This window comes from Campylobacter concisus (assembly GCF_003048445.1).
GTDB classification, from domain to species: domain Bacteria; phylum Campylobacterota; class Campylobacteria; order Campylobacterales; family Campylobacteraceae; genus Campylobacter_A; species Campylobacter_A concisus_BF.
Map to the genome: position 1 here is coordinate 66,233 of NZ_PIQW01000007.1, position 16,930 is coordinate 83,162.

General features: G+C 39.4%; 16 protein-coding genes. 10 read left to right on the forward strand and 6 right to left on the reverse strand.

Annotated features, from left to right (window positions below):
* Window positions 1-2: 2 nt before the first annotated feature.
* Genes leuS through yajC form a run of 5 tightly spaced genes read right to left on the reverse strand, consistent with a single transcriptional unit; the run spans window position 3 to window position 5,651 of the window.
* Window positions 3-2,468: a leucine--tRNA ligase gene (gene leuS / locus CVT14_RS05495; protein ID WP_107849888.1), complete on the reverse strand. Its 2,466-nt coding sequence runs from the start codon at window positions 2,466-2,468 to the stop codon at window positions 3-5.
* Between the two features lie 8 nt (window positions 2,469-2,476).
* Entirely contained in the window at window positions 2,477-2,815 is a 339-nt protein-coding gene (locus CVT14_RS05500) for a DUF6394 family protein (protein ID WP_002942000.1), read from the reverse strand.
* A 9-nt stretch (window positions 2,816-2,824) separates the two neighbouring features.
* Complete coding sequence (gene secF, locus CVT14_RS05505; protein ID WP_009294062.1) at window positions 2,825-3,796, reverse strand: protein translocase subunit SecF; 972 nt, start codon at window positions 3,794-3,796, stop codon at window positions 2,825-2,827.
* 2 nt (window positions 3,797-3,798) lie between these two features.
* On the reverse strand, window positions 3,799-5,379 hold the full coding sequence (gene secD, locus CVT14_RS05510; protein WP_107849889.1) for a protein translocase subunit SecD: 1,581 nt from the start codon (window positions 5,377-5,379) through the stop codon (window positions 3,799-3,801).
* The gene (gene yajC / locus CVT14_RS05515; protein ID WP_002941849.1) at window positions 5,379-5,651 is read right to left on the reverse strand and encodes a preprotein translocase subunit YajC; all 273 of its coding nucleotides are present in this window, start codon (window positions 5,649-5,651) and stop codon (window positions 5,379-5,381) included. The genes secD and yajC overlap by 1 nt, the downstream gene beginning before the upstream one ends.
* Here yajC and CVT14_RS05520 point away from each other — a divergent pair.
* The gene (locus tag CVT14_RS05520) at window positions 5,627-6,919 is read left to right on the forward strand and encodes an apolipoprotein N-acyltransferase (RefSeq protein WP_199907324.1); all 1,293 of its coding nucleotides are present in this window, start codon (window positions 5,627-5,629) and stop codon (window positions 6,917-6,919) included. The genes yajC and CVT14_RS05520 overlap by 25 nt on opposite strands.
* Window positions 6,920-6,962: 43 nt before the next feature.
* Here the strand turns inward: CVT14_RS05520 and metK are convergent, their stop codons facing one another.
* The gene (gene metK / locus CVT14_RS05525; protein ID WP_021084435.1) at window positions 6,963-8,168 is read right to left on the reverse strand and encodes a methionine adenosyltransferase; all 1,206 of its coding nucleotides are present in this window, start codon (window positions 8,166-8,168) and stop codon (window positions 6,963-6,965) included.
* A gap of 138 nt (window positions 8,169-8,306) precedes the next feature.
* Here metK and sstT point away from each other — a divergent pair, with 138 nt between their 5' ends.
* The 9 genes from sstT (at window position 8,307) to CVT14_RS05570 (ending at window position 16,910) form a co-directional block, all read left to right on the forward strand.
* Window positions 8,307-9,674 (forward strand): serine/threonine transporter SstT, encoded by a 1,368-nt coding sequence (gene sstT, locus CVT14_RS05530; protein WP_413784376.1) that lies wholly within the window; start codon window positions 8,307-8,309, stop codon window positions 9,672-9,674.
* Between the two features lie 88 nt (window positions 9,675-9,762).
* Window positions 9,763-11,484 (forward strand): M3 family oligoendopeptidase, encoded by a 1,722-nt coding sequence (locus CVT14_RS05535; protein WP_107849891.1) that lies wholly within the window; start codon window positions 9,763-9,765, stop codon window positions 11,482-11,484.
* A gap of 1 nt (window position 11,485) precedes the next feature.
* The gene (locus tag CVT14_RS05540) at window positions 11,486-11,935 is read left to right on the forward strand and encodes a hypothetical protein (RefSeq protein WP_103601313.1); all 450 of its coding nucleotides are present in this window, start codon (window positions 11,486-11,488) and stop codon (window positions 11,933-11,935) included.
* A gap of 51 nt (window positions 11,936-11,986) precedes the next feature.
* Window positions 11,987-14,056 carry an ATP-dependent helicase gene (locus CVT14_RS05545; RefSeq protein WP_107849892.1) on the forward strand — a complete coding sequence of 690 codons (2,070 nt, stop codon included), beginning with the start codon at window positions 11,987-11,989 and terminating at the stop codon, window positions 14,054-14,056.
* Complete coding sequence (gene truB, locus CVT14_RS05550) at window positions 14,053-14,874, forward strand: tRNA pseudouridine(55) synthase TruB (RefSeq protein ID WP_107849893.1); 822 nt, start codon at window positions 14,053-14,055, stop codon at window positions 14,872-14,874. Before CVT14_RS05545 ends, truB begins: the two co-directional genes overlap by 4 nt.
* Window positions 14,868-15,098 (forward strand): carbon storage regulator CsrA, encoded by a 231-nt coding sequence (gene csrA / locus CVT14_RS05555; RefSeq protein WP_002941828.1) that lies wholly within the window; start codon window positions 14,868-14,870, stop codon window positions 15,096-15,098. The genes truB and csrA overlap by 7 nt, the downstream gene beginning before the upstream one ends.
* Entirely contained in the window at window positions 15,095-15,838 is a 744-nt protein-coding gene (locus tag CVT14_RS05560; RefSeq protein WP_107849894.1) for a 4-(cytidine 5'-diphospho)-2-C-methyl-D-erythritol kinase, read from the forward strand. The genes csrA and CVT14_RS05560 overlap by 4 nt, the downstream gene beginning before the upstream one ends.
* Window positions 15,839-15,852: 14 nt before the next feature.
* Window positions 15,853-16,305, forward strand: coding sequence for an SsrA-binding protein SmpB (smpB, locus tag CVT14_RS05565; protein ID WP_035170093.1), 453 nt, complete (start codon window positions 15,853-15,855; stop codon window positions 16,303-16,305).
* A gap of 8 nt (window positions 16,306-16,313) precedes the next feature.
* Window positions 16,314-16,910 (forward strand): thioredoxin, encoded by a 597-nt coding sequence (locus CVT14_RS05570; RefSeq protein ID WP_012139980.1) that lies wholly within the window; start codon window positions 16,314-16,316, stop codon window positions 16,908-16,910.
* Window positions 16,911-16,930: the final 20 nt, after the last annotated feature.

Here is a 16,930-nt window from a genome sequence, read left to right on the forward strand (position 1 = left end):
ATTTATCCTTTAATGACAAAATTTACTAATTTGCCTTTTATATAAATCTCTTTTAAAATTTCTTTTCCTTCAAGCCATTTAGCCACATTTTGCTTAGCTTGTTTTAAAATTTCACTCTCACTCTCGCTCGCTGCCACTTCAAACTCAGTCCTCTTCTTGCCATTTACCGTTATAGCAAGGCTTATACTATCTTTTACAAAAACCTCTTCTCTCATCTCAAGCTTTGTAAAATTCTTACGGCCAAATAGCTCTTCGCTAAGCTCATTTGCGATATGCGGCACGATAGGCTCTAGTAAATTTAAGATGATGAAAAAGCCTTCAGCATTTACATCGTCATTATCCTGCGCATTTATAGCGTTTAGTGCCTCCATACAAGCAGCGATTAAAGTGTTAAAAGCAAATGTATCGCCAAAAACCTCGGTTGATTTTTTAAGCGCTTCATAAATTTTAAGCCTTGCAAATTTCTCATCTTTATTTAGACTTTCATGATCTATCTCAGGTAGTTTATCTATCTTTTTGATAGTTTGCGCCTTCTCCCAAAGCCTATTTAAAAACCTAAATGCACCCTCAACTGCGCTGTCGTTCCACTCAAGCTCTTTTTGAGGAGGAGCGGCAAAAAGGATAAAAAGCCTTGCTGTATCGGCGCCGTATCTATTTATGATATCATCAGGGTCCACGACGTTGCCCTTGCTTTTACTCATCTTTTTGCCATCTTTTAAGACCATGCCTTGAGTTAGTAAATTTTCAAATGGCTCATCATCTCTTAGATAGCCAAGATCTCTTAAGACCTTTTGGAAAAATCTAGCGTATAAAAGGTGCAAGATCGCATGCTCGATACCGCCGATGTACTGATCTACGTTCATCCAATAATTCACGCTCTTTTCATCAAGTGCTTTTTGCTCCCAACTCTTCTCATCACTTGCAAATCTAGCAAAATACCAGCTGCTCTCTACGAATGTATCCATCGTATCAGTCTCTCTGATCGCGTCTTGGCCGCATTTTGGACACTTTGTAAATTTCCAAGTTGGATGTTTATCAAGTGGGTTGCCCTCGCCTGTGATTTCAACATCTTCTGGTAGCGCGATAGGTAAATTTTCCTCTTTTTCAGGCACTACGCCGCAGCATCTGCAGTGCACGACAGGTATCGGAGCACCCCAGTATCTTTGGCGAGAGATTCCCCAGTCTCTTAGTTTGTAGTTTGTGATCCTTTTGCCAAGGCCATCTTTTTCAAATTTATCTATTATAAAGCTTTTGGCATCCTCTGAACTAAGGCCGTTTATAAGCTCAGAATTTATAGAAATACCATACTCCGAATAGGCCTTAGAGCCGTCACTCTCACCCTCAAGCGGCTTTACGACTGGTTTTATAGGTAGATTAAATTTGCTTGCAAACTCGAAGTCTCTTTGGTCATGCGCAGGGACAGCCATGATAGCGCCACTGCCATAGTCAGCTAGGATGAAATTTGCAACCCAAACTGGGATCTTTTCATTAGTGAGTGGATGAACGACGTAAATTCCTAAAAATTCTCCATCTTTATCGCTTGCTTGACGCTCTCTTGGGCTTTGATTAAGTATTGCTTTTATCTTTGCCTTCTTGCTTTCATCAAATTTATCACTTTCAAGAAGCGCTTTTACGATAGGATGCTCTGGCGCAAGAGCTGTGTAGCTAACGCCGTAAATCGTATCAGGTCTTGTTGTAAAGACCTCAAAGCCGTCAAATTTACCACCCAAAGTCTCTTTTGATGCCTCATCAAGGCCAAATTTAAACTCCAAGCCGTAGCTTCTACCAATCCAGTTTTCTTGCATTGTGATGACTTGATTTGGCCATTTGCCTTCAAGAAGTTTTAGATCCTCAAGTAGCTCGCTAGCGTATTTTGTGATGTTGAAGTAGTATCCTGGAAGCTCTTTTTGCACAACATCATTACCGCATCTCCAGCATTTGCCGTCTTCAACCTGCTCGTTTGCAAGCACAGTTTGATCGTACTCACACCAATTTACGATGGCATTTTTTCTATAAACAAGCCCTTTTTCAAACATCTTTATAAAAAAGCTTTGCTCCCACTTTGTATAAAGTGGGTCAGATGTGGCTAAAATTCTCTTTTTAGAAAATGAAAAGCCAAGGCTTGCAAGCTCCTTTTTCATATAGTCGATGTTTTCGCAAGTCCAAATTTTAGGGTGAATTTTATGTTTTATGGCTGCGTTTTCAGCTGGCATACCAAAGCTATCAAAACCGATAGGATGAAGCACGTTAAAACCACTTTTTCTATATGATCTAGCCAGCGCATCGCCGATAGAGTAGTTTCTCACATGCCCCATGTGTATGCGTCCGCTTGGATATGGAAACATACTTAGGATATATTTTTTTGGCAAGCTTAGATCATCTTTTGGTTCAAATTCTTCATTTTTATCCCAAATTTCTTGCCATTTCTTTTCTATCTTTAAAGGCTCATATTTTCTCTTCTCAGCCATTTTTTCTCCTAAAATTCTTCTTGTGATTTGCTTGATTCTATTAGTACCAAGGCTAGTGAAAATATATTTGCAATGACTGCGCCAATAGCTAAAGAATAGCTAAGCGTTGCATTTTCAGATACTTGCAAAATAACAAAAGCTGGTATAAGGTGCAAATCAGCAACCAGCGAGCTAGCAAAAAGCTCAGCTGATAGTAAATTTTTAACGCCAATCTTAAGTAGCGTAGAAACTAAATTTATACTAGCTGCCACAAAAAGGGCGATCTCGTTTTTATCATATAAAAACTCCGCCGTAGTCGTAAGACTCATCAACGCAAAAAATATGTAGATAACTTTTCCCCAGTTCATTATCCCTCCTTACACAACGCCTTTTTCAAACATAGCACGCTCTTTATCACGCTCTTTTTTGATCCTTTGCTTCTCAGCCTCTCTAGCTCTAAAATGCTCGATGCTAAATTTAAACCAGATAAGAAACGGTGATGAGATGTAGATCGAGCTGATCGTTCCTATAACTATACCAACGATAAGAATAAATGAAAATCCATGTATCATATCTCCGCCAAACAAAAATAGCACAACAACAGTCATCATCGTAGTGGCTGAAGTTAGGATAGTTCTTGAAAGTGTGGCTGAGACTGACTCGTTGATAACGCCCTCGATATCAGTCCTCTTGCTCTCTTTGATGCCTTCTCTGATCCTGTCAAAAATGATGATCGTATCGTTTAGCGAGTAGCCAAGCACCGTTAAAACAGCAGCTAGTGTGTCTAAATTTACATCAATATCAAATAGCGAAATAGCACCGACTGTTATAACTATATCGTGAATTTCAGTTGCGATCGCAGCTAGCGCAAATCTCCACTCAAATCTAAATGTGATATAAAGAAGCACTCCAATTAGTGAAATTCCAAGAGCCATCAAGCCCTTTTGCCTAAGCTCATCACCAACCTTTGGACCAACGATATCAACACGTCTTACTTCAAAATTTCCAGTATCTTTTAAAATTTGCTTTATCTCAGTACCGATGTCACCAGTTAAATTTGAGCTTGATCCTGAAAATCTAATAACTGCCTCATCTTCGCTTCCAAACTCGGTAACAGAGGCGTTTTTAAGCACTTCATTTGTGCCAAAAGCGTCACGAATTTTATCAAGTGGTGCTTTGGTGTCGTATTTTAGCTGTATAAGCGTGCCACCAGAGAAGTCGATGCCGTAGTTTAGACCCTTTGTTGCGAGCAAAAAGATCGAGCCAACAAATAAAAATATAGAAAGTGCCAATGAAACAAATCTAAACCGCATAAAATCATAAACTTTTGCCTTAGTAAAAATTTGCATCCCTAGCTCCTTTTATAACCAAACCAAAGTCTGGTATTTCCGCTTTTTTCTATCTTGTCCATGACTGCATCAAACATGCCATGTGTGCCTAAAATGGCCGTTAGCATCGAAGCCATGATACCTATGGCCATAGTCACAGCAAAGCCTTTAACTGGACCAGTGCCATAAGCATAAAGCACCGCAACTGTGATGATAGTAGTCAAGTTTGAGTCGATGATCGCACTCATAGCGTGCTCATATCCCTTTTGAACAGCTGTTCTTATCGCCACGCCTTCACGTAAAAGCTCGCGGATACGCTCATTTATGATGACGTTTGCATCAACAGCCATACCGATAGTTAGCACGATACCAGCCATACCTGGCAGAGTAAGCGTCGCTCCAAAAAGCGCCATTACAGCTACTAATATAACGACGTCTGCAACTAGCGCGATATTTGCAAAAATTCCAGAAATTCCATAATAAACTAGCATAAATAGCACGACTAAAATAGATCCAGCAGCAAGAGCAACCATGCTTTGATTGATGCTCTCTTGGCCTAAAGATGGGCCAACACTTCTTTTTTCTAGCATCTTCACAGGTGCTAAAAGTGCGCCACTTCTAAGTGCGATCGCTACGTCGTGAGCTTCATCAAGGGTAAAACCACCGCTGATCTGGCCGCTGCCGCCACCTATTCTTTCGTTTATAACTGGAGCTGAATAGACCTTGCCGTCAAGCACGATAGCAAGCCTTTTACCCACATTTGTGCCAGTAAAATCACCAAAAATTCTAGCGCCTTCTGAATTTAGTGTAAAATTTATGATCGGTAGGTTGTTTTGCTGAGAGAATGCGACCTTTGCATCAGTTAGCATCGAGCCATCAAGCACTGGGATATTTTTAACGACGTATTTTACGCGATCATTTTTAGCATCTTTAAAGATTACATCACCATAGCTTTCGGCCTCAGCCTCGCTCATGGTATTAGCCTGATCTTGTCTTTTATCATCAACTGCCATAAGCTGCAAGTGAGCAGCCTTTGCAATAAGATCTCTCGCTCTTTGCTCATCTTCTTCAGTCTTTATACCAGGAAGTTCGACTAGGATATTGTCTTTACCTTGTCTAGCGACTGTTGGCTCAGCTAGACCAAACTGATCAAGTCTGTTTCTAATGGTCTCAACAGCTTGCGAGATCGCATACTCTATCGTATCAAGCCTCTCTTGCTCTGTTAGAGTGATGTGATAGTTTAGACCATCTTTTTTTATATCAAGCCCTTTTATCTCAGCAAGTGCCTTATCAACTTTTGGAGCCTCGTCACTATCAAGCAGTGCAAAATCAACACTATCTTCTTTTATCTTAAATTTATCAATAAGCACATCTTCTTTTTTAGCATAATAATTTATGCTTCCAGCGATTGACTTGATCTTAGAGTGGATGGCTTCGTTAGTTTCAACACCAAGAAGCATATGAAGACCGCCTTGAAGGTCAAGTCCTAATGAAATTTTAGCTCCACTTTGAGTCTGAAAAAAAGATGGCACCGAAAAGCCAAAACCAAAAATCAGGGCTAATATTAAGATAATCAGCCTATATGTAACTCTTGCGTTACGCATTATTTATCTTCGATCTTTTTAGCTACAAACTCGCGTGCTATACGAACGATTACATCATCGTTAAGTTTAACTTTGATAAAATCATTTTCGGCTTTAATCACTTCGCATATAAGTCCGCCATTAGTTACTATCTTATCGCCTTTGTCAAGAGCTGCAAGCATTGCTGCGTGGGCTTTTTGTTGTTTTTGTTGAGGTCTGATAACCAAAAAGTAAAATATGGCGAAAAGCACAACAAGAGGTAGTAATGATGTTAAAAAATCAGCGTTTTGCATGGATTTCCTTATTTGTAAGATTTTTAAACGGACATTTTAGCACTAAAATTATAATAAAAGCCTTTGTCGGTGCTTTTTTGATTTCTAATTTCATTTTTTTAGCTATGGCTGAAAATCAAATTTTAAATTTCATCTCACCTTTTCTCACGCTAGCTGGAATTTTCGTCATAATAAATTTAAGCAGGGCTGGCTTTTTTGCAGCTGGCTTTTTCACTGGGATTTTGTGGTTTTACTGGATCGGCTTTAGTTTTATCTACTATGAGCTTGTCTGGCTTATCCCATTTGTCATCCTCTTTGTAGCCCTTGTTTATGGGCTTTTGTTTTGGATAGCCTCTTTTCCAAGCTTTGTAGCGCTAAGAGCTGTTTTGTTATTTTTAATAAGCTACGTGCATCCATTTGGCTTTAACTGGTTTAACCTTGAGGCAACGCTTGTTTTAGGCGCTTTTGAGCCAAATACTAGAGGGCTTATATTTATATTTTTAGCAGCCATTTCTTTGAGTTTAAAAGGTAAAATTTTAAAATTTATCCTAGCTTTTATCTGTCTGATCGCCGCTTTGCAGTTTAAAAGTAGCGAGGCAAAGACTCTGCCATTTGACGTGGAGCTAGTAAATACCAATGTCGCTCAAAGAGTGCGCTGGGATAAAAGCTTGCGCATGAAATTTACAAATGAAAATTTAGACATGATAAATAGCGCCATCGCCGAGCAAAAACGTCTCATCGTGCTTCCAGAGAGTGCGTTTCCATTATTTATGACAAATGAGCCGCTACTTGTTGATGAGTTAAAAGAGCTTTCAAAACAGATAACTATCGTAGCTGGCGCGCTTGCTTATGAAAATAAGCAAATTTATAACTCTGCATTTTTGTTTCAAAATGGCACTCTAAGGCGAATGGATAAGAAATTTTTAGTGCCATTTGGAGAAGAAATTCCTCTGCCAAATTTCATGCAAGATGCAGTAAATAAGCTATTTTTTGGCGGAGCTAGTGACTTTAAAAAGGCTGAAAATTTTAGCGACTACGAGATAGATGGGGTTAAAATCAGAAACGCCATCTGCTATGAAGCGACAAGAGAGGAGCTTTATAAGGGCGAATTTGACGTGGTCGTAGCTATCACAAACAACGGCTGGTTTGTGCCAAGTAGCGAGCCTGTGCTTCAAAAAGTGCTTATAAAACACCTTGCTACAAAGTATAATAAAGCGATCTATCACAGCGTAAATGGCTCAAAAAGCGAGATCATTTTGCCTAAAAAAGCGTTTTGGGATGAGTTTTAAAAGGGAGATTTAAAGTGGCTTTTAGATAAAGCCACTTTTTTGATTATTTTTTTAGTAAAGCTTTGAAAGTATCAACCGCATCAAGCTTTTCCCAAGGGTATTTTGCATTTCCCACTTGACCTTTTGCAGCTACTTTTGCGTATAAAAATGTCTCTTTGCTTGGTTTATCAAGACCAAATTTATTTGTTATCCAGCGAGGTGTTAGAGAAAAATGCTCGCTTACAAAATTTGAAAGCATATCGTCATTTACGCCGTTTGCGTGAGTTCCCATAGTATCAACACTAACTGAAGTTGGCTTTGCAACACCGATTGCGTAGCTTATCTGAACGATGCATTTTTTAGCAAGGCCAGCTGCGACTATGTTTTTAGCTATCCAGCGCGCTGCGTAAAGTCCGCTGCGATCAACCTTTGTGTAGTCCTTACTTGACTGAGCACCACCGCCTATTGGGCTATATCCGCCAAAGCTATCGACGATTAGTTTTCTGCCTGTTAGGCCGCTATCGTGAAGTGAGCTGTGATTTACATATCTACCTGTTGGATTTATATAGATGATCGTCTTTTCTTTATTATATAGCTCTTTTGGAAGGCCAGTTTCATCTATTAAATTTTGTATTAGTGCGCGAAGCTCTTCTATCTTCATGCTCTCCACGCAAGGAGCAGATACGACGATAGTGTGGATGCTTTGAGGTTTGCAGTTTTCAAAGTTGTCTTTACTACCGTAATCAATCGTAACTTGAGTTTTTATATCAACACCAAGTTTATCAGGGTTTGCTTTGGCAAATTTATATACTTTTTCACAAAGCATTCTTGCGTAAGTTATAGCTGCTGGCATAAATTCTTTCGCTTCGCAGCTTGCAAAGCCAAACATGATGCCTTGATCTCCCGCTCCGATCTCACCGTCACTTTGATCAACGCCTTGATTTATATCTGGACTTTGTTGATTTAAGCAGACTTTGACCTCGATATCATCTGGATGCAAGCACTGCTCTTTTGTAAAGTTACTCTTTCCGTCATATCCAATATGCGCAAGAGCGTCTTTTACGATCTTTTCGTAGTCTTTATAAGAGAGTTTTACCTTTGAGTTTATCTCTCCGCCTATTACTATATTTTTTCCAGCTACAAAAACTTCGCTTGCGACGCGTCCATTTGGATCTTGCGTTAAGATAGTATCAACAATGCTATCAGCGATGATATCAGCGCATTTATCTGGATGACCTGGACTTACAACTTCAGAAGTAAATAGATACATTTTCGTCCTTTTCCTTGGTTAAATTTTCGTGCAATTGTAACAAATCCATATAAAAAACGAATTAATCTTTTTAAATTTCTTTATATTTAAAAATCATTTAGCTAAAATCAACAAAAAACTAATTTATTAAGGTGTCAAATGAATATGTTTAAAAACATTGCAAGAAGATACGCCGATGGAAATTTGATCGTTCAAATTTTAGTTGGTATCATCCTAGGTGCCCTAGTTGGCTTTTACACACATTATCAAGCAGCCCCTTACAACCAACTCTCAGCTAAAATTCAAACCATCCAAAAAGAGAGTGGCTTAAGCGTAGATGAAGTCATAAAAACTCGCCTTAGCCAAGATGAAGCAAAACAGTTTGATGAGGTCAAAGCAAAGGCTAGTTCGGCTGATTCTATCGCTGTTTCAGCCTCAGTTTTAGGAGATTTGTTTAAAGGCGCTCTAAAAGCGATCGCACCTATTCTTGTATTTGTTTTAGTTGCAACCTCTATCATTTTAAAAGATTTTGGTCATACAAAAGGCATGCAAAAGATAGTCACGCTCTACCTTGTTGGCACCTTTTTAGCAGCTGTTGTGGCGGTAATTGCAAGCTTTTTATTTCCTATCGAGATACCGCTAAAAGGTCTGCAAAGCGCTGATATGTCAGCACCTCAAGGCATCACAAACGTGCTAAAAGACCTTATCTATAAAATGGTCGAAAATCCGATAACCGCCCTAGCAAACGGCAACTATATAGGCATCATCACTTGGGCGATAGGCGGCGGCATCGCTATGAGATATGCTACACCTGAGACCAAAAAGGTATTTAAAGATATAAGCGACGGCGTAACTCACATCGTTAAATTTATCATTAGACTTGCGCCGTTTGGTATCTTTGGCATGGTTGCTATTAGCATTCATGATACTGGATTTGAGGCACTTGCAGGATATCTAAAACTGATCTTAGTTCTTGTTGGAGCGATGCTTGTTGTGGCATTTATCGTCTATCCAGCGATGGTTTTTGCACTAACTAAGAAAAATCCTTATCCACTTGTGATGATCTGCTTAAAAGAGAGCGCGATTTCAGCGTTTTTTACAAGAAGCTCAGCTGCAAATATCCCTGTAAATATGGCGCTTTGCAAAAAGCTTGGACTAAAAGAGGAGCTCTACTCGATCTCTATCCCACTTGGCGCCACCATAAACATGGGCGGTGCGGCAGTTACCATTAGCATCCTAGCGCTTACTGCGGTAAATTCTATCCCATCTATCACAGTTACATTTGGCGATGCGCTTCTTCTTTGCTTCATCTCAGCTCTTGGTGCGTGCGGCGCATCTGGCGTGGCTGGCGGCTCACTGCTTCTAGTGCCATTAGCGTGCGGACTTTTTGGTATCGGCAATGACATCGCTATGCAATTTGTCACAGTTGGCTTTACGATAGGCGTCATCCAAGACTCAGTTGAAACTGCGCTAAATAGCTCATCAGACGTGCTTTTTACAGCCGTAGCCTCAGAGACTTCAGAATAATCCTCAGTAAAATTTCAGCTAAATTTTGGCTGAAATTTTACTTTTATCCATTTTTTTGTAAAATGTCCCAAAAATTTAAAGGATAAATATGCAAATTTGGGACCTAAAAGCACTTTTTGCAAACGAAAAAGAGTGTGAGCAAAACGCACTAAATTTACAAAAAGAGTGTGAGAAATTTAAAGATAAATACCTTGAAATTTATGAAAATTTAAAAAGAGACGAGTTTTTAAAAGCTTTTTCTGAATATGAAAGCTTGATAGCTAAAATTTCAAAGGTAATGACTTACGCTTTTTTAAATTTCGCCAAAGACACAAGCAAGGGCGCATTTTACGCAAAGATCGATGAGATAACGACAAAAGCAAATGAAAATTTGATATTTTTTGAGATCAAATTTAATGAGTTTAGCCCTAAAAAACAAGAAGAGATCATCAAAAGCTCCAAAAAATATGGCTACTATCTAAGCAACCTCGCCAAAGCAAAACCGCACCAGCTAAGCGTTGCAGAAGAAAGAGTCTTGCTTCGCACGGCAAGCACCGGAGCTGAGGGCTTTTCAAGGCTTTTTGATGAGAGCATGAGCAAGATGAGGTTTAAATTTAAAGGCGAGCTTTTAAATGAAGAAGAGATTTTAGCCAAGCTTCATGAGAGCGACCAAAGCGTGCGAAAACTAGCGGCTAAAAGCCTTTCAAAAGAGCTTAGCAAGCACCAGCACCTCCTTGGCTACATATATAATATGATAAAAACTGATCTAAAAACGAGCTGCGAGCTGCGAAATTTCAAGCTACCTGAAGAGCCAAGACACCTTGAAAATCAAATCAGTAAAAAAAGCGTTGATTCGCTAATTACTGTAACTGAGAAAAATTTTGACCTAGTCTCTAAATTTTACGAGCGAAAAAGAGAAATTTTAGGCCTTAAAAAGCTTTATGACTACGATAGATACGCGCCTCTTAGCAGCGAGGGGGAGTATAAATTTGATGAGTGCAAAAAGATAGTTTTAAAGGCATTTTCAAATTTCTCAAGCGAATTTGGCAAGATCGCCAAAAGCGCCTTTAATGACGGCTGGATCGACGTTTATCCAGCGCCAAACAAGCGAGGTGGAGCATTTTCTCACTCAGGATCAAGCGACACGCACCCTTATGTTTTGCTAAATCACACAAACCAGCGAAGAGACCTTTTTACGCTAGCTCACGAGCTTGGCCACGCCGTGCATCAAAAGCTCTCATATAGTGTAAGCTACCTAAACTCGGACACTCCGCTAACCACGGCTGAGACGGCTTCAGTCTTTTGCGAGATGCTAGTTTTTGACCACATAAAAGATGGCCTTAGCAAAAAAGAGAAAATTTCACTGCTCGCTGGCAAGATCGAGGATATATTTGCCACGCTTTACCGCCAGATAAATTTCACCACCTTTGAAAGGGCTGTGCATGCACATGAGGGCGAGATCAGCCTAGATGAGCTAAATAGAATTTGGCTTCGTGAGAGCAAAAAGATGTTTGGCAAAAGCGTCACGCTAAATGACTACTACAAAATTTGGTGGAGCTACATCCCACACTTCATCCACACGCCATTTTACTGCTACGCTTACTCTTACGCGCAGCTTCTTGTGCTTGCTCTTTTTGGGCTTTACAAAAGTGGCAAATGCAAAAATTTTGTCGAAATTTACACCGAGTTTTTGAGCCTTGGTGGGAGCCTTAGCCCAAGGGAGCTTGTGGGTAAATTTGGCTTTGATATAGATGATAAAAACTTCTGGCAGATAGGCATAAACGAGGTCAAAAAACTAGTAGATGAGTTTTTAGAAATTTCAAAGGATTAAGATGTTAGACGAAATTTTAGACGACGAGAAATTTGCGCTTTTGATGAAGATGCACGTCTATGAGTGCATTGATTTTTTACTTGAAAAGGGGCTAAATTTCTCAGTTATGGCAAATTTACCGCTAGTTAGCTTTGAGCCTAGCTTGCCAGATGAGATAAGCAGCAGCTTTAGCATGCCAGTCATTATGTTCTCACTTGGTGGCTACACGCTTGAGAGTGCTAGGCTAACGCAAGATGAGCTTAGCTTTGAGGCTGGCTTTGGTAGTGAAAATTTTGCCTCAGTGGTATCGTTTCCACTTGGCGCGGTGGTTCAAATTTTGGTTGAAAATAGCCCGATCCTTGTAAATTTCTCCATTTATAAGCCAAAAGAGAAGCAAGTCGATCACGCTAAAAAATCAGCCTCAGTCTTTTTGCAAAACCCAAAAAATAAAGATATATTTAAGAAAAAATAGTAATTTTAAGCATTTTTGGCTAAAATCAAAAGAAAATTTAAAAAGCGAAAAATGGAAAATTTACTATCAAATTTAAACGAAGCCCAGCGCGAAGCAGCCACCCACATAGATGGTGCGATGCTCATATTAGCAGGAGCTGGCAGTGGCAAGACAAAGACTATCACAACTAGGCTTGCCTATCTCATCGGCGAGGTCGGCATAGACGCGGCAAACACGCTAACTCTTACTTTTACAAACAAAGCCGCCAACGAGATGCGCAGCAGAGCCATGGCGATGCTAAGCCAAAGCGGCAAAAACTACTCGCCGCTTCTTTGCACATTTCACAAATTTGGACTTTTGTTTTTAAAGCTCTACATAGAAAAGCTTGGCAGAAAAAACAACTTCGTCATCATCGACACAGACGACAAAAAACGCATCATCAAAAGCTTTGAAAGCCCAGTCGCTACGGCTATTTTGTCAAGTGAAATTTCAAATTATAAAAACTCACTTTTAAGCGTCGAAGAGGTCTATAAAAACGCAAATTTCTCTTCATTTGACAAGAGCAAGGACAACTTTTACAAGCAAGCAGCGCAAATTTATGAAAAATACGAGGACTATTTAAAGGCAAACAACCTTGTTGATTTTGACGATTTGCTAGGGCTTACATATAAAATTTTAGATGAAAACGAAGAGCTTGCGAGAGAAATTTCAAACCGATACAAATACATAATGGTCGATGAGTATCAAGATACAAACGACCTTCAGTATAAGCTCCTAAAAAAACTCTGTCTATGCCACGAAAACATCTGCGTCGTAGGCGATGATGATCAAAGTATTTATGGCTGGCGCGGTGCGAAGATAGATAATATCTTAAATTTCAAAGATCAATTTAGCAACGTAAAGATCATCAGACTTGAGAAAAACTACCGCTCGAGTGAAGCGATACTAAAGGCTGCAAACGAGCTAATAGATCATAACCGCAACCGCCTTGGCAAGAAGCTTGTAGGCACAAAGGGCGAAGGCGAGGCTGTAAATTTGATAGAGAGCTTTGATGAGAGCGTCGAGGCTGGCAAGATCGCAAAGAATATAAAAGAGCTTTTAAGCAAAGGCGTGCAAGCAAAAGATATCGCAATCTTATACCGCATAAACGCGCTCTCTCGCTCACTTGAAGATGGACTAAACAAAGAGCAGATCGCCTATAAAATGGTTGGCGGCGTTAAATTTTACGAAAGAGCCGAGATTAAAGATATCATAAGCTACCTAAGGCTGATAAATAATCCAAACGATGACTTCTCAATAAGACGTATCATCAACCGCCCAAAGCGAGGACTTGGTAAAGTGAGCCTTGACAAGCTCGAAAAGATGGCATTTGAGGGCAAAATTTCAATTTTCGAGGCAATCTCAAACATCTCTGATAACGACGAAGCCTTTAGTAAAAAGGTAAAATCCGCACTTCTTGAGTTTGCAAACAACCTAAAAGAGCTTCAAGAAAGCAGCTCGGTTTTTGACCTCATAGATAAATTTGAAGCTAAATTTGGCGTGAAAAAATACTACGAGAGCTTGCCAGATGGCGCTGAGAGAGCGGCAAACATCGACGAGTTTTACGCTGTTTTAAAAGATCAGATCAAGCAAAATCCAAGCTTTGATCTAGAGGAGTTTTTAAACGAGATCACGCTAACAAGCGAGCAAGACGGCATCAGCGACGAGGCTATTAGTATCATGAGCGTGCATGCTAGCAAGGGACTTGAGTTTGAACACCTTTTTGTGATCGGTCTTGAAGAGGGATTTTTCCCGCTCATTGGCGACGGTAGCGACATCGAGGAGGAGCGCAGGCTCGCTTACGTGGCGATAACAAGGGCGAAAAGGACACTTAGTCTAAGCTTTGCAAATTCGCGCTTTTACAAAGGTCAGCGCACAAGGCTAAATAAGAGTAGATTTTTAAGCGAGAGCGGTATCACGCATGGCTCGCTAGTTATCGAACAGAGCAATGAATTTAAAAAAGGCGACCTTGTTAAACATAAAATTTTTGGTATCGGCAGAGTAAGCGCGGTTAGCAAGATCAAAAAAGAGTTTAAACTGACTATAAATTTTGGCGGCAATGTAAGAGAGATCATGTCAAGCTTCGTGGAAAAGGCCGTATGAACGCCATTTTCGTGGCAAACAAGCCTGCTGGCATGAGCTCAAACCACTTTTTAGGGCGACTAAAGAGAAAGTATGGCGTTAAAAAGGCTGGATTTTCAGGCACGCTTGATCCATTTGCGAGTGGCTGTCTGATAGTCGCTTTTGGCTCGTATACGAAATTTTTTAGATTTTTAGACAAAAGTCCAAAGGTCTATGAGGCGACGATCTGGCTTGGGGCGAGCAGTCCAAGCATGGATAATGAAAATATCACTGAAATTTCAAATGTAAAAGAGCTAAATTTAGAAAAACTTGAAGCTATAAGAGCCGAACTAACTGGCAAGATAAGCTATGTCCCACCAAAATTTAGCGCCAAACATGTAAATGGCACAAGAGCTTACAAGCTAGCTAGAAGCGGCGAAGAATTTGAGCTAAAGGCAGAGATAATGGAAATTTATGAGAGTGAAATTTTAAATTATTCACACCCTTTTTTGACACTTCGTTTAAGTGTAAGTGAGGGGAGTTACATCCGCTCTTATGCAGAAATTTTTGGGCAAAAAGTTGGTTATAATGTAACTTTAAGCTCATTAAAGAGGGTAAGCGAGGGTAAATTTCGCTATGAAAATGAAAAATTTTTAAATATTTGCAATTTTTTAGATATTGAGCAAAACACGTATTTTGGGGATATTAACAACATACTTGACGGCAAGAAATTAAAAATTAACGATTTTGAAACACAAACACAAGGAATTTATTTGCTAAATTATGATAAATTTATGAGCGTAATCCAAATCATGGATGATACTATAAATTACACTTTAAACAAGGTAGAAAAATGTTAATCTTAGCAAGAAAAGAAAACGAAGAAATTTTACTAGGTAACGACATAAAAGTCGTCGTAGTAAGTATCTCAAAAAGCACCGTTAAGCTTGGTATCGAGGCTCCGCGCAACACAATGATACTAAGAAGCGAGCTGGCAAACGATATCAAAAACGAAAATATCCACGCCACCAAAAAAGCAAGCGAAGCCGATATCCACGAGCTTGCGAAAAAAATCGAGAAATGAAAAGCTTTGCAAAGATCAACGTATTTTTGAAGGTAGTTGGCACCAGAGGCAACTACCACGAAATTTTGTCACGTTTTGTTCTTTGCGAGCAGCTTTTTGATGAAATTTATTTTGAAAGGTCAAATTCTTTTGCTATCGAATGCGACAACAAAGAGATAAAAGAAAACATCATCCAAAAAGCGATAATCGAGCTAAAAAAGGCTGGCTTTTTAAACGAGCTAGATGAGTTTTTTAGCTCTCATAAAATCATCATCAACAAACAAATCCCAATAGGTGCTGGTCTAGGAGGGGGCAGTTCAAACGCCGCCACCTTTTTACTTATGGTAAATGACGAGCTAAATTTAAATATAAAACACGAAAATTTGATGCAAATAGCCTCTAAAATCGGCGCTGACGTGGCCTTCTTTGTAAGTGGCTACAAGGCAGCAAATGTAAGCGGCATAGGCGAGATCATAGAAGAATTTGACGATGAAGTACCAAATTTAAATATCTTCACACCAAATGTTTTTTGCTCCACACCGATGGTTTATCAAGAATTTAGAAGCAATTTCTTACAATACATAGACGTTAATGCTGCAAAAAAGATGCAAAATTTAAAGAGCAAAGAGCTACTTGAAATTTATAAAAACGAGGAGCTAAATGATCTTTTTGCCCCATGCTTTAAGCTCTATCCACAGATGAACGAGTTTAGGGATAAATTTCTAAGCGGCAGCGGCAGTAGCGTATTTAGCGTAAATTAAAAGGTAAAATTTTGATAAAAGATCTAGCGAAAAACAAGAAAGCTTTGCACGACTTTAGCATACTTGAGACCTTTGAAGCTGGCATCGTGCTAAAAGGCAGCGAGGTCAAGGCTCTAAGGGCTGGCAGAGCAAATTTAAAAGATAGCTTTGTGCGCGTCATAAAGGGCGAGCTTTTTTTACTAAACGCCCATATCAGCTATCTTGAGACTACACACAGCGCATTTCGTCCAAATGAACGAGCAGCCAGAAAACTTTTGATGCATAGAAAGCAGATCGATAAAATTTTCGGTCAAGTATCACAAGATGGGCTTGCTCTAGTTGTTTTAGCACTTTATCTAAGCGACAAAAATATCGTAAAAGCAAGGCTAGCCCTTGCAAAAGGTAAAAATTTACACGACAAGCGAGAGACTTTAAAAAGGCGCGAGGCGGACAAAGAGGCAAGAGCTGCCATAAAAAGATATGTTTAAGGGATAAGATGAAGAATTTACTTGTTTTAATAATCGCTTTATTTGCTTTTTTTGGGTGCGGAGATGATGAAAGCAGCAGTGCAAATTTTAAAGAATTTAGCCCAAATGAAGAGGTTAAACTTGTAGATGTGAGCGGCAAAGAGCTTACTTTGGTTAGAAAAGATCACGGCTTTGCTATCAAAAATGATGAAAATAAGGTTTTAATGATCGACATTTTTGGCACATTTTGCCCGCCTTGCCAAAAAGAGGCGGCTGAACTTACAAAATATCAGCTTGAAAACAAAGATAAATTTACACTAATCGGACTAACCCACTTTGAAAATGTCACAAATGAGTATGTTTTGCATGAATTTATGCAAAAATTTAATGCCTACTACTTCATAACAAACGACCAAAAGATAAATGACAGGCTTGCCGAGCAAATCGTAAGAGATATCGAATACAAACATGAGATCGCACTACCTTTTAAAGTAGTGATAAAAAACGGCGAATATCAAATTTTAACAGACGTAGATAGCGGACAATACGGGGTAAAATACTATCTTGGCGGCATAAAAGTCACAAAAATGAAAGAAGATTTGGCAAAAATTTATGAAACAAAATAAATTTGCCTTATATTTGGAAC

Coding starts and splice junctions, on each gene's coding strand:
- secF (WP_009294062.1), bottom strand. CDS start 3,796: ATGCAAATTTTTACTAAGGCAAAAGTTTATGATTTTATGCGGTTTAGA.
- CVT14_RS05545 (WP_107849892.1), top strand. CDS start 11,987: ATGGAAAATTTACTATCAAATTTAAACGAAGCCCAGCGCGAAGCAGCC.
- sstT (WP_413784376.1), top strand. CDS start 8,307: ATGAATATGTTTAAAAACATTGCAAGAAGATACGCCGATGGAAATTTG.
- csrA (WP_002941828.1), top strand. CDS start 14,868: ATGTTAATCTTAGCAAGAAAAGAAAACGAAGAAATTTTACTAGGTAAC.
- CVT14_RS05535 (WP_107849891.1), top strand. CDS start 9,763: ATGCAAATTTGGGACCTAAAAGCACTTTTTGCAAACGAAAAAGAGTGT.
- CVT14_RS05540 (WP_103601313.1), top strand. CDS start 11,486: ATGTTAGACGAAATTTTAGACGACGAGAAATTTGCGCTTTTGATGAAG.
- metK (WP_021084435.1), bottom strand. CDS start 8,168: ATGTATCTATTTACTTCTGAAGTTGTAAGTCCAGGTCATCCAGATAAA.
- yajC (WP_002941849.1), bottom strand. CDS start 5,651: ATGCAAAACGCTGATTTTTTAACATCATTACTACCTCTTGTTGTGCTT.
- truB (WP_107849893.1), top strand. CDS start 14,053: ATGAACGCCATTTTCGTGGCAAACAAGCCTGCTGGCATGAGCTCAAAC.
- secD (WP_107849889.1), bottom strand. CDS start 5,379: ATGCGTAACGCAAGAGTTACATATAGGCTGATTATCTTAATATTAGCC.
- CVT14_RS05570 (WP_012139980.1), top strand. CDS start 16,314: ATGAAGAATTTACTTGTTTTAATAATCGCTTTATTTGCTTTTTTTGGG.
- leuS (WP_107849888.1), bottom strand. CDS start 2,468: ATGGCTGAGAAGAGAAAATATGAGCCTTTAAAGATAGAAAAGAAATGG.
- CVT14_RS05520 (WP_199907324.1), top strand. CDS start 5,627: ATGTTAAAAAATCAGCGTTTTGCATGGATTTCCTTATTTGTAAGATTT.
- CVT14_RS05560 (WP_107849894.1), top strand. CDS start 15,095: ATGAAAAGCTTTGCAAAGATCAACGTATTTTTGAAGGTAGTTGGCACC.
- CVT14_RS05500 (WP_002942000.1), bottom strand. CDS start 2,815: ATGAACTGGGGAAAAGTTATCTACATATTTTTTGCGTTGATGAGTCTT.